Origin of the sequence: Pseudomonas sp. MWU12-3088 (assembly GCF_023242405.1) — a bacterium.
GTDB lineage: Bacteria > Pseudomonadota > Gammaproteobacteria > Pseudomonadales > Pseudomonadaceae > Aquipseudomonas > Aquipseudomonas kribbensis.
The window spans coordinates 273,012-285,147 of sequence record NZ_JALJEA010000003.1; the positions used below are offsets into that span (position 1 = coordinate 273,012).

Annotated in this window: 14 protein-coding genes; 9 read left to right on the plus strand and 5 right to left on the minus strand. The window is 59.8% G+C overall.

Annotated features, from left to right (window positions below):
- Window positions 1–8: 8 nt before the first annotated feature.
- From M5B98_RS09970 to M5B98_RS09980, 3 genes are all read right to left on the minus strand, one after another.
- A complete protein-coding gene (locus M5B98_RS09970; RefSeq protein ID WP_011335724.1) occupies window positions 9–302 on the minus strand; it encodes a co-chaperone GroES in 294 nt (97 codons plus the stop codon).
- A 259-nt stretch (window positions 303–561) separates the two neighbouring features.
- Window positions 562–1,038 (minus strand): FxsA family protein, encoded by a 477-nt coding sequence (locus M5B98_RS09975; protein ID WP_085709542.1) that lies wholly within the window; start codon window positions 1,036–1,038, stop codon window positions 562–564.
- Between the two features lie 65 nt (window positions 1,039–1,103).
- Complete coding sequence (locus tag M5B98_RS09980; RefSeq protein ID WP_085709541.1) at window positions 1,104–1,835, minus strand: HugZ family protein; 732 nt, start codon at window positions 1,833–1,835, stop codon at window positions 1,104–1,106.
- A 162-nt stretch (window positions 1,836–1,997) separates the two neighbouring features.
- Between M5B98_RS09980 and M5B98_RS09985 the strand changes: the two genes are divergently transcribed.
- Complete coding sequence (locus M5B98_RS09985; protein WP_011335726.1) at window positions 1,998–2,756, plus strand: SDR family oxidoreductase; 759 nt, start codon at window positions 1,998–2,000, stop codon at window positions 2,754–2,756.
- A gap of 68 nt (window positions 2,757–2,824) precedes the next feature.
- Here M5B98_RS09985 and apbC read toward each other — a convergent pair whose 3' ends face one another.
- Window positions 2,825–3,919 carry an iron-sulfur cluster carrier protein ApbC gene (apbC, locus tag M5B98_RS09990; protein ID WP_248742606.1) on the minus strand — a complete coding sequence of 365 codons (1,095 nt, stop codon included), beginning with the start codon at window positions 3,917–3,919 and terminating at the stop codon, window positions 2,825–2,827.
- A 155-nt stretch (window positions 3,920–4,074) separates the two neighbouring features.
- Between apbC and metG the strand changes: the two genes are divergently transcribed.
- The 8 genes from metG to M5B98_RS10030 all read left to right on the plus strand — a co-directional run bounded on the left by metG (window position 4,075) and on the right by M5B98_RS10030 (window position 11,104).
- Window positions 4,075–6,126: a methionine--tRNA ligase gene (gene metG, locus M5B98_RS09995; RefSeq protein WP_114885196.1), complete on the plus strand. Its 2,052-nt coding sequence runs from the start codon at window positions 4,075–4,077 to the stop codon at window positions 6,124–6,126.
- Window positions 6,127–6,257: 131 nt separating this feature from the next.
- Window positions 6,258–6,827 (plus strand): electron transport complex protein RnfA, encoded by a 570-nt coding sequence (locus M5B98_RS10000; protein ID WP_248742607.1) that lies wholly within the window; start codon window positions 6,258–6,260, stop codon window positions 6,825–6,827.
- Window positions 6,824–8,038, plus strand: a complete 1,215-nt coding sequence (rsxB, locus tag M5B98_RS10005; protein ID WP_248742608.1) for an electron transport complex subunit RsxB — start codon at window positions 6,824–6,826, stop codon at window positions 8,036–8,038. The genes M5B98_RS10000 and rsxB overlap by 4 nt, the downstream gene beginning before the upstream one ends.
- On the plus strand, window positions 8,025–9,008 hold the full coding sequence (locus M5B98_RS10010) for an RnfABCDGE type electron transport complex subunit D (RefSeq protein ID WP_248742609.1): 984 nt from the start codon (window positions 8,025–8,027) through the stop codon (window positions 9,006–9,008). Before rsxB ends, M5B98_RS10010 begins: the two co-directional genes overlap by 14 nt.
- Window positions 9,005–9,610, plus strand: a complete 606-nt coding sequence (locus tag M5B98_RS10015; protein ID WP_248742610.1) for an RnfABCDGE type electron transport complex subunit G — start codon at window positions 9,005–9,007, stop codon at window positions 9,608–9,610. Before M5B98_RS10010 ends, M5B98_RS10015 begins: the two co-directional genes overlap by 4 nt.
- Window positions 9,607–10,188, plus strand: a complete 582-nt coding sequence (locus M5B98_RS10020) for an Rnf-Nqr domain containing protein (RefSeq protein ID WP_248742611.1) — start codon at window positions 9,607–9,609, stop codon at window positions 10,186–10,188. The genes M5B98_RS10015 and M5B98_RS10020 overlap by 4 nt, the downstream gene beginning before the upstream one ends.
- Window positions 10,185–10,823: an endonuclease III gene (gene nth, locus M5B98_RS10025; RefSeq protein WP_085709532.1), complete on the plus strand. Its 639-nt coding sequence runs from the start codon at window positions 10,185–10,187 to the stop codon at window positions 10,821–10,823. Before M5B98_RS10020 ends, nth begins: the two co-directional genes overlap by 4 nt.
- 107 nt (window positions 10,824–10,930) lie before the next feature.
- The gene (locus tag M5B98_RS10030; RefSeq protein ID WP_167443787.1) at window positions 10,931–11,104 is read left to right on the plus strand and encodes a PA3496 family putative envelope integrity protein; all 174 of its coding nucleotides are present in this window, start codon (window positions 10,931–10,933) and stop codon (window positions 11,102–11,104) included.
- Between the two features lie 87 nt (window positions 11,105–11,191).
- Here M5B98_RS10030 and M5B98_RS10035 read toward each other — a convergent pair whose 3' ends face one another.
- Window positions 11,192–11,818: a response regulator transcription factor gene (locus M5B98_RS10035; protein ID WP_085730184.1), complete on the minus strand. Its 627-nt coding sequence runs from the start codon at window positions 11,816–11,818 to the stop codon at window positions 11,192–11,194.
- Window positions 11,819–12,136: the final 318 nt, after the last annotated feature.

A 12,136-nucleotide genomic window follows, 5' to 3' on the forward strand; every position in this document is an offset into this window, starting at 1 on the left:
GGGGGTAATCAGCCTTCGATAACGGCGAGGATTTCGTTCTCGCTCATTACCAGCAGGTCTTCGCCGTCGACTTTCACGGTGTTGCTGCCGGAGTACGGACCGAACACAACCTTGTCGCCCACTTTCACGGACAGTGCGCGCACTTCACCGCTTTCCAGTGCCTTGCCCGGGCCTACAGCCAGAATCTCACCGTGGTTGGCTTTTTCAGCAGCCGAACCTGGCAGGACGATACCGCCAGCGGTTTTCTTTTCTTCTTCGCTGCGACGGATGACGACGCGGTCATGCAGAGGACGAAGCTTCATTGTCGATCTCTCCTAATTGTGGTTTTCATCGGCCGGTGTAGTCCCGGCGGGTTTAACGAATCCGGCCTGCGCCGGTTGCGGCTCGTCGAGCGAACCGCGGAAGTCTGTCCGGTTCAAATACCGGAAACCTTTCGGTGACCGATACATAAGGGCGCATAAGCTTATTACAAGGGCAGGCCTAAAATTTTTTCATCGCGGCTCGTCATGTACGCGGCCGTAAACGAACACGGCACCCGAAGGTGCCGTGTGAGTGCAGAAGTTACTTGGTGTCGCGGTGTTCGAACTCGCCTTCGATCACATCGCCTTCGCGGCCCAGAGGCTGGCGCGGTGCAGGACCGCCGCGAGGTTGCAGGTCATCGGCGAACGCACGCTGACGCATGGCCTGTTCTTCGGCGCGCTGGCGCATCTTGTTGGCGAACAGGCGACGGCTGAACGGCAGCAGCAGGATCAGACCGGCCACGTCGCTGATGAAACCCGGCAGGATCAGCAGGCCACCGGCCAGGGCCAGCATCAGGCCTTCGAGCATGGTCTGCGCAGGCAGTTCGCCGCGGTTCAGGCTTTCACGGGCACGCAGGGCGGTGGCCAGTCCGGCGATACGCAGCACGAATACGCCGAACATCGAGCCGAGAATGATCAGCAGCAGGGCCGGGAAAAATCCGATCGAGCCTGCCACTTTGACGAATACGAACAGCTCCAACACCGGGAACAGCAGAAAGAGCAACAAAAAAGGGCGCATCAAAGTTTCCTCAACGCAAGAAATGCCTTGCAGTAAGCCTTAGATGACGTCGCCCTTTCGTGAATTCAAGCGTCGGCCACCGCATTTTTTGGCCAGACCTCGGCGTGAGCCAGAGAAACCAAGGCTTCGCGCACTTGTATCGGCGTATGACAAGGCGCTTGAAACGGCAGCCAGTACAGCGCCTGACCGATGCGCAGGTGCATGCCTTCGGTGTCGATCCCGGCCATTTGTGCCGGGACGGTTTTCGGCAGCCCGGCGAGGTCGACGTAATGCGCGATGGCCTTGGCGTGGTCGCTGTTCATGTGCTCGACCATGCTGATCTCGGCCTTGCCGGCGAACGGGTTGGCCAGGGTCAGGTGATCGACCCAGTGAATCGCGCCGAAACCGCCGATGTAGCGATGACGCACAGGCTTGAGCACCCAGAAATCGAAATCGTGGGCCTTGTGATAATTCTGCGAATCGGGGAAATAGCGGTAGTAACGCTCGGCGGCGGCTTCGATGGCGGCTGCGTCTTCGAGTTTTTCCGCTTCGGCCAGATAGGTCAGGCGACCAACGGCTTGCACATCGTCAGCCTCGCGCTCACCCACCAGCAGCGAACATTTCGGATCTTTCTGCAGATTGTGGGTGTGCTGGGCGATGCGGCTGATCAGGATCAGCGGCCGGCCCTGCTCGTCCAGGCAGTAGGGAACCACGGAGCCAAACGGAAAACCGGGCATTGATTTGGAGTGGGTCGACAGCACGCCACGGTATTCCTTGAGAAGCAATTCTCGGGCATTCTTAGCCGCTTCAACGCTCAATTTATGACTCCTTAAATAGAATCCGTCGAAAAAACGGACGGGCGACACGGATAAGTATCAGTCGCCACAGGGGCAGTTCTCATGTGCAGCCGGGCCATGTCAGGCGCAGATCGAGAGGCTCTCTAAAGGACACCACTCTGACCTGCTCTCGGGGACATGCGAATGCAACTCAACGACAAAGTAATCATTATCACTGGCGGTTGCCAAGGCTTGGGCCGCTCGATGGCCGAGTATTTCGCAGGCAAGGGCGCGAAGCTGGCACTGGTCGACCTGAACCAGGAAAAACTCGATGACGCCGTCGCGGCCTGCAAGGCCAAGGGCGTCGAGGCCCGCAGCTATCTGTGCAACGTCGCCAACGAAGAGCAAGTGACACACATGGTTGCCCAGGTCGCCGAAGACTTCGGCGCGATCCATGGCCTGATCAACAACGCAGGGATCCTGCGCGACGGCCTGCTGCTCAAGGTCAAGGACGGCGAAATGACCAAGATGAGCCTGGCCCAGTGGCAGGCGGTGATCGACGTCAACCTGACCGGTGTGTTCCTCTGCACCCGTGAAGTGGCGGCAAAAATGGTCGAGCTGAAGAACAGCGGCGCGATCATCAACATTTCGTCGATCTCCCGCGCGGGCAACGTCGGCCAGACCAACTACTCCGCCGCCAAGGCCGGTGTGGCTGCAGCGACCGTGACCTGGGCCAAGGAACTGGCGCGCTACGGCATTCGCGTGGCGGGCATTGCGCCGGGCTTCATCGAAACCGAGATGACTCTGGGCATGAAACCCGAAGCGCTGGAGAAAATGACGTCGGGCATTCCGCTCAAGCGCATGGGAAAGCCGGAAGAGATCGCCCATTCGGCGGCGTACATCTTCGAGAACGATTACTACACCGGCCGGATCCTGGAGATGGATGGCGGGTTGCGCATCTGACGTCAGTCGCGCAATGAAAAACGCCCCGGTGCTCAGGCACCGGGGCGTTTTTGTTTAAAACACAGCCATCAATCGTCGCTGATGGTGATGTTCGGCATCGCCGGCGACGCCGCTTCCTGCAACACGATCCGCGCGCCGACGTGGCGGGCCAGTTCTTGGTAGACCATCGCGATCTGGCTGTCCGGCTCGGCAATCACCGTCGGTTTGCCGCCATCAGCCTGTTCGCGGATCAGCATCGACAGCGGCAGCGACGCCAGCAGTTCGACGCCGAACTGGGTCGCCAGCTTCTCGCCACCGCCCTCACCGAACAGATGCTCGGCATGCCCGCAGTTCGAGCAGATATGCACGGCCATGTTTTCCACCACACCCAGCACCGGAATGTTGACCTTGCGGAACATCTCCACGCCTTTGCGCGCATCGAGCAGCGCCAGATCCTGCGGGGTGGTGACGATCACGGCACCGGCCACCGGGACTTTCTGCGCCAGGGTCAGCTGGATGTCGCCGGTGCCGGGCGGCATGTCGATCACCAGATAATCCAGGTCGCCCCAGGCGGTTTGGGTGACCAGTTGCAGCAGCGCGCCGGAGACCATCGGCCCGCGCCACACCATCGGTGTGTTGTCGTCGGTCAGGAAGGCCATCGACATCACTTCCACGCCATGGGCCTGCAGCGGCACGAACCACTTCTGGTCCTTGATCTGCGGACGGGTGCGCTCGGGAATGCCGAACATGATGCCCTGGCTCGGGCCGTAGATATCGGCGTCGAGGATCCCGACCTTCGCGCCCTCACGGGCCAGTGCCAACGCCAGGTTGGCAGCGGTGGTGGATTTGCCCACACCTCCCTTGCCGGACGCCACGGCGACCACGTTCTTGACGTTGGCCAGCCCCGGAATCTGAGCCTGGGCCTTGTGCGCGGCGATCACGCTGTTGACTTCGACCTTGGCCGACACCACGCCGTCGAGGTTTTCGATGGCCAGTTGCAGCATTTGCGCCCAGCCGCTCTTGAACAGACCGGCGGCATAACCGATTTCCAGCTGCACGCTGACACGGTCACCGGTGATTTCGATGTTGCGCACGCAACCGGCGCTGACCGGATCCTGGTTCAGGTAAGGGTCGGTGTATTGGCTGAGGACGGCTTCCACCGCTGCGCGAGTGACGGCGCTCATGGGCAACTCCGATAACAAGACTGGGAAAAGATGGCGGGTATCCTACCCCTTCTGTCGTCCGGACGGCATGTCCGGCAACCATTTGCAGGGGTGAAATATCTTTCCCGGCGCTTTATAGTGGCCGACCTCCGTTTCATCAAGTAGCGAAGCCCCACATGTCCGAACCACGCAAGATTCTCGTCACCAGCGCCCTGCCCTACGCCAACGGTTCGATCCACCTTGGCCATATGCTGGAATACATCCAGACCGATATGTGGGTGCGCTTCCAGAAGCATCGCGGCAATCAGTGCATTTATGTCTGCGCCGACGACGCCCACGGATCGGCGATCATGCTGCGCGCGGAAAAGGAAGGCATCACCCCGGAACAACTGATCGCCAACGTCCAGGCCGAACACAGCGCCGACTTTGCCGAGTTCCTGGTGGACTTCGACAACTTCCACTCCACTCACGCCGAAGAAAACCGTGAGCTGTCGAGCCAGATCTACCTGAAACTGCGTGACGCCGGGCACATTGCCCAACGTTCGATCACCCAGTATTTCGACCCGGAAAAGAAAATGTTCCTGGCCGACCGCTTCATCAAGGGCACCTGCCCGAAATGCGGCACCGAAGACCAGTACGGCGACAACTGCGAAAAATGCGGTGCGACCTACGCGCCGACCGACCTGAAGGATCCGAAGTCGGCAATCTCCGGCGCCACCCCGGTGCTCAAGGATTCCCAGCACTTCTTCTTCAAGCTGCCGGACTTCCAGCAGATGCTGCAGACCTGGACCCGCAGCGGCACCCTGCAGGACGCCGTGGCCAACAAGATCGCCGAATGGCTGGACGCCGGCCTGCAACAGTGGGACATCTCCCGCGATGCGCCGTACTTCGGTTTCGAGATCCCGGGCGAGCCGGGCAAATACTTCTACGTGTGGCTGGATGCGCCGATCGGCTACATGGCCAGCTTCAAGAACCTGTGCAACCGCACGCCGGAGCTGGACTTCGACGCGTTCTGGGGCAAGGACTCCACCGCCGAGCTGTACCACTTCATCGGCAAGGACATCGTCAACTTCCACGCCCTGTTCTGGCCGGCGATGCTCGAAGGCGCGGGTTTCCGCAAGCCGACCGGCATCAACGTGCACGGCTACCTGACCGTCAATGGCCAGAAGATGTCCAAGTCCCGTGGCACCTTCATCAAGGCGCGCACCTACCTGGATCACCTGTCGCCGGAATACCTGCGCTACTACTACGCGGCCAAACTGGGCCGTGGCGTGGACGACCTCGACCTGAACCTCGAAGACTTCGTGCAGAAGGTCAACTCCGACCTGGTCGGCAAAGTCGTCAACATCGCCAGCCGTTGCGCCGGTTTCATCCAGAAGGGCAACGCCGGCCTGCTGGTGGACAACAACGCCGCGCCGGAACTGACCGAAGCGTTCCTGGCTGCCGCGCCGAGCATCGCCGACGCTTATGAAGCCCGCGACTTCGCCCGCGCCATGCGCGAAACCATGGCCCTGGCCGACCGTGCCAACGCCTGGATCGCCGACAAGGCGCCATGGTCGCTGAACAAGCAGGAAGGCAAGCAGGATGAAGTCCAGGCGGTCTGCGCCACGGCGATCAACCTGTTCCGCCAGCTGGTGATCTTCCTCAAACCGGTGTTGCCAGTGCTGGCCGCCGATGCCGAGGCGTTCCTCAACGTCGCCCCGCTGACCTGGAACGACCACACCACGCTGCTGGCCAACCACCAGTTGAACGAATTCAAACCGTTGATGACCCGCATCGACCCGGTAAAAGTCCAAGCCATGACCGACGCCTCGAAAGAAGACCTGACCGCCAGCCAGACCGACACCGGCGCCGCCGCGCCTGCCGGCAACGGCGAACTGGCCAAGGATCCGCTGTCGCCGGAAATCGACTTCGACACCTTCGCCGCCGTCGACCTGCGCGTGGCACTGATCGTCAAGGCCGAACACGTCGAAGGCGCGGACAAGCTGCTGCGCCTGACACTGGATATCGGTGACGAGCAACGCAACGTGTTCTCCGGGATCAAGAGCGCTTACCCGGACCCGTCGAAACTCGACGGTCGCCTGACCATGATGATCGCCAACCTCAAGCCACGGAAAATGAAGTTCGGCATCTCCGAAGGCATGGTGATGGCAGCCGGCCCTGGCGGTGAAGAAATCTACCTGCTGAGCCCGGACAGCGGCGCCAAGCCGGGTCAGCGCATCAAGTAAGGTTCTGCACTGATCGATCCCACAGGCGTACCCCGTGCGCCTGTGGGATTTTTCATATCTGGCCCACCCGTCATGGCGGCCGGATAATGCCTAATCTTAAGTGACGCCCGCCCGCTCTCACCGGCAGAACCATGACCGAACTCGTGCTTACGCTCTTCAGTGCTGCGCTGATCAACAACTTCGTGTTGCACTGGCCGCTGGGCGTCGATCCGCTGTTGGCTGGCGAACGCCGTCAGGTGCATGCGCTGGGGCTGGCAACGTTGTGCCTGATGCTGATTGTCGGTGTGGCGGGTTACGCGATCTGGCATTGGCTGCTGGTGCCGTTGCAACTGGAGTTCCTGCGTCTGTTCGTATTCCTGCCGCTGAGCGTCCTGCTGATCGCGCCGTTGCTGAGGGGGCTGACGCGTTGGCGACCCGATATGCCGTTCGACGGATTGTGGCCGCTGCTGCTGGGCAATGCCGGCGCGCTGGGGCTGACGCTGATCAACGCGCAAGCGGATAAGGGCCTGCTTCATGCCACAGTATTGAGTCTGGGCACCGGCCTGGGTTTCTGGCTGGTGCTGAGCCTGTTCAGCGATTTGCGCGAACGCACGGCCGACAACGATATTCCCCTGCCCTTTCGCGGCCTGCCGATCCAGTTGATCGGCGCCGGACTGATGGCTGTGGCTTTTCTCGGATTCAGTGGACTGATCAAAACATGAGTCTGATTCAACGCATCGATGCCTTGCTGCCGCAAACCCAATGCGGCAAGTGCGGCCATCCTGGATGCAAACCCTACGCTGAAGGCATCGCCGACGGCGAGCCGATCAACAAGTGCCCGCCGGGTGGTGACGAAACCATCGCGGCGCTGGCAGAACTGTTGAAAATCCCGGTACTGGAACTGGATATCAGCCGTGGCACCGCGCCGCCGCAAGTGGCGTTTATCCGTGAAGCCGAATGCATCGGCTGCACCAAGTGCATTCAGGCCTGCCCGATCGATGCGATCGTCGGCGCGGCGAAACTGATGCACACGGTGATCATCGACGAGTGCACCGGTTGCGACCTGTGCGTGGCGCCCTGCCCGGTTGATTGCATCGAGATGCACCCGCTGCCGCTCGGAACGTTGCCAGTGGTGGGCGGCCTGGCCAACAGCCTCGAAGAGCAACAGGCGCGCACCGCCAAGCGCGATCACGCCCGGCAACGTTTCGAACGGCGTAACGCCCGGCTGCAAAGAGAAGAACAGCAGAAGCAGGCCGAACGTGAGGCCCGGGCGCAGCGAGCGGCACAGGTTGAAGTTGCTTCCGCCACGCTAGATCCGGTGCAGGCAGCGCTGGAACGAGTGCGAGCGCAGAAAGCCGCGACCGCCGACGCCGCGCTGAAAAAGGCCAAGATCGACGTGGCGATGAGCCGAGCTCAGTTGCACAAATCGCTGAAAGCCTTCGGTCATCCGCCGACCTTCGAACAACAGTCGCAACTGATCGTGTTGCAGCAGCAGTTCGAAGCCGCCGAACAAGCCCTGGCGAAACTGGAGAGCAGCGCCGCACCTGCGCCGGTCGTGACAGCCGCAGCGAAAGACGCCGATCTGAAACGAGCGAAAATCCAGCTGGCGATGCGCCGTGCCGAGCTGAAAAAGGCGCAGACCGCAGAGGCTCCGCAGGAGCAGATTGCTACGCTCGAACAAGCCCTGCGTGATGCCGAACAAGCGTTGCACGACGCCGAAGCGGCCAGCGAGCAACCGGCTCCCGATCTGGTGCGTGTGGAGAAACGTCCGATCGACAATCAGCTTCGTCAGCTGAAAACCGAACTGGCCTACGCGCGCGCCGACCTGAACAAACTGCAACGACGTGACGGCACGCCAGCCGAAGTCCTCGACAAAGCCCGCGCCCGCCTGCAAGAGGCGGAGCGGCAGGTGGAAGCCCATGTCATCCATTGAAACCAGAGACGAACGCCTGCAACAGGCAATGAAGCTGGTTCTGCTGGCGACATTGCCGGGGTTGTTGGTGTTGTTCTGGTTTTACGGCTGGGGCGTGTTGATCAACCTGATCCTGTCCGTTGCCACAGCCTTGAGCGTCGAAGCCGCCGTAACCTGTCTGCGCCGACAGCCGCCGCAAGCGACCCTGACCGATGGCAGCGCGGTGGTCAGTGCCACGCTGCTGGCCATCGCCCTGCCGCCTTATTGCCCTTGGTGGCTGACGGTCACGGCGATCGGCTCAGGCCTGCTGTTGGGCAAACACTTGTACGGTGGCGTGGGCCGAAACCCTTTCAATCCGGCCATGCTCGGCTTTGCCCTGGTGATGGTGATGTTTCCGCAGCCGATGACTCATTGGCCTGCCCATGGGATGGATCTGACGGCGGCTTTTGGCCAAGTGTTCAATCTGGGCACGCAGCCGGACGCCTGGGTTCAGGCCACCGCACTGGACAGTCTGCGCATCAATAAAAGCCTGACCATGGACGAACTGTTTGCCAGCAATCCGGCATTCGGCCGTTTTGGCGGTCATGGTGTGGAGTGGGTGAATCTGGCGTTTCTCGCCGGCGGGCTGTTCCTGCTGCAGCGGCGGGTGATCGGCTGGCAGGCGCCGGTCGGCATGCTCGCCAGCCTGTTTGTCATCAGCCTGCTGTGCTGGAACGGTTCGGGGTCCGACTCCCATGGCTCGCCGCTGTTTCATCTGCTGAGCGGCGCCACCATGCTTGGCGCATTCTTCATCGTCACCGAACCGGTTTCCGGTGCAAAAAGTCCACTCGCCCGCTTGTTGTTCGGCGTGGGCGTCGGCCTGCTGACCTATCTGATTCGCACTTGGGGCGGCTATCCGGATGGTGTGGCGTTCGCGGTATTGCTGATGAATCTGTGCGTGCCGGCGCTGGAACGCCTTGCAGTCGCTCGTCAGGCGCAGGTGAAACCATGAACCGCACGAACAGCCTGATCACCCTGGTGTTGCTGGCGACGGCAGGCGTCGGCGTGACGTATGTCGTGCAACGCAGCAGTGCGCCGCACATCGCCGCCGAACAGCGCCAGCTCGAAAGTCGCAAACTGCTGGACGTGCTTTCAGTCGATGCCTACGACAATCAGCCGCTGGAACAACCTCTGACGCTGGCCGACACCCACTTGAGCCACAGCGAGTTGCTGGGTGGTTATCGGGCGACCAAGTCCGGTCAACCGGTGGCGGTGCTGCTACGCACCCGGAGCGAGGGCTATGCGGGTCCCATCGAGTTGCTGATTGCCATCGATGCCGATGGCCGATTGCTCGGCGTGAAAACCCTGGAGCAAACTGAAACACCGGCGCTGGGCGGGCACATCGGCGACTGGCCGAACACCTGGCTGCAGGCGTTTATCGGCAAATCCGGCAGCCAACCGACCGATGCCGGATGGGCCCTGAAAAAGGATCAGGGGCAATTCGACCAGATCGCTGGCGCAACCATCACGTCCCGCGCAGCCATCAACGCCATCCACGATGCCCTGCGTTATTTCGATGATCACCGGACGACCCTGCTCGGGAGCGCGCCATGAACACGTCAGCGACACTTTCGAACTCAATGATGCTGGTGCTGTTGATCGGCGCCACCGACTCCGTGGCGGGTGCACTGGCGATTGTGTTGATGTTCGCTGTTGTGGTGAGCCTGTACGGCGTGTGCATGGCACCGCTGCGGGCACGACTGAGCGGCGAGAGCCTGTTACCGGTCAGCCTGGTGCTGGCCGCGACGTTGACGGGGTGCGCCGATATTCTGCTGCAACGCGCCGCTGTGCAGTGGCAGCAACTGGTCAGCCTTTACGTCAGTCTGATTGGTTTGCAGTGCGTCATATTCGAACACAATGGATTCTTTCGACTGCCAGCCCGAGGACGTCTGAAACTGTGCGGCTTGTTCATCGCACTGATGACCGTGCTGGCGGTGTTGCGCGAGCTGCTCGGTCAGGGCAGCATCGGCCATCACCTGTCGGATCACTGGCAAGGTTTGATTCTGTTCGGCGACGGCCTGCATTTCGCGACGCTGGCTCCCGGCGCCTTCATATTGCTGGGGCTGTTGCTCGCCGCCCGTCAGGCCTGGACTCGCTCCGCCGCCCCTCCCGAGGAAACGCATCACCCATGAATGCCGCAAAACGTCTGGAGATCTTCCGCCGGTTTCACGAAGACAATCCCGAACCCAAGACCGAACTGGCCTATTCCTCGCCTTTCGAACTGTTGATTGCGGTGATTCTGTCCGCGCAATCAACTGATGTCGGCGTAAACAAGGCGACGGCAAAGCTTTACCCGGTGGCCAACACACCGGCCGCCATTCATGCCCTGGGCGTCGAAGGTCTGTCCGAGTACATCAAGACTATCGGCCTCTATAACAGCAAGGCCAAAAACGTGATCGAAACCTGTCGCATGCTGGTCGAACTGCACAATGGCGAAGTCCCGCAGACGCGCGAAGAACTGGAGGCATTGCCCGGCGTAGGCCGCAAGACCGCCAACGTCGTGCTCAATACCGCGTTCCGACAGTTGACGATGGCGGTGGACACCCACATTTTCCGGGTCAGCAACCGCACCGGTATTGCCCCTGGCAAGAATGTGGTCGAGGTGGAAAACAAACTGATGAAGTTTGTGCCAAAGCAATACCTGCTCGATTCACACCACTGGCTCATTCTTCACGGGCGCTACGTGTGTCTGGCCCGCAAGCCGCGGTGTGGCAGCTGTCGGATCGAAGACTTGTGCGAATACAAGGCCAAAACTTCGGACGATTGAGCGCCTATTTGAATTATTGATATTGCGATTGAAAAAATCTTTTTTACGATCTGGTGGAATATCGATATAAGGAGCGCCAAAGGCAGTCTTAGCCTGGAGTTAACCTTATGAGCACCAGCAAAGAGCAAGTGGACGTAGAAGACGATTTCGTCGCGGATGCGGACGACGAACCGGTGGTTGAGGTCGCCAAAACGAACCTGAGCAAACGCCGGACCATCGATAACATGCTTGAGGAACGCCGACTGCAAAAGCAATTGGCCGATTACGACTTTGATCTCTGACATTTAAAAGCCTCCGCAACGGAGGCTTTTTCGTTTCTACTGCAAGCTGATGCCGATCTGCCCATGATCCGTCAGCATCTGAAGCGGTCAGACCAGGCCATTGCGCTGGGCCAGTTCGATCAGATCCACCAGCGAACGCGCGTTGAGCTTCAACAGCAACCGTGTCTTGTAGGTGCTGACGGTCTTGTTGCTGAGAAACATGCCATCGGCGATTTCCTTGTTGGTCTTGCCGCGTGCCAGTTGCTGCAACACCATCATCTCGCGCCCGGAAAGACGATCGACCATATCGGCTTCACTGGCATTTCCCAGACTTGTGCGTACGGTGTGCAACGCCTGATTCGGAAAATAACTGTATCCGGACAGCACAGCCTTGATAGCGCTGAGCAGTTCGGTCAGATCCTGTTGCTTACAAACATACCCTGCTGCCCCCGACTGCATGCAACGCATGGAGAAATGCCCCGGGGCCTGGGATGTCAGCACCAGCACTTTCAGGGGCATCGCGCTGGTCGTAAGCCGCGCAATCACTTCCAGACCATCAAGTTTCGGTATACCGATATCGAGAATGACAATATCGGGCATCTGGTCGCGAGCCAGTTGTAAGGCATCCACTCCGTTATCCGTTTCTGCAATGACTTCGTAGCCATGACGCTCCATCAGCATACGCACCGCAAGACGAATGACAGGATGATCATCCACGATCAGCACTTTATTCATGGGCAAGTCCAGTTTCGCTGTTCGAATTTTTAGAACCGGCACAATAACGTAGTCATTTCATCCATGGCATAGCGAAGTTCCCTTGCATCAGTAGCGAGAGACACTTCCTACAGGCAATAAAGATTTATCCTACAGAAAAGACTCATTGGCATGACTACCGGATAGCGGACCTTGAAAAAGATGCAATCAGCAGGACAAAAAAACCGAAACAACATACTTATATCCATCCGGTCTTTTTTACTATAAACACCAAACACCGGAGAACACACTCTCCCGATTACAACATCTCAAACCATCCAACATGACGAGAACAATCAC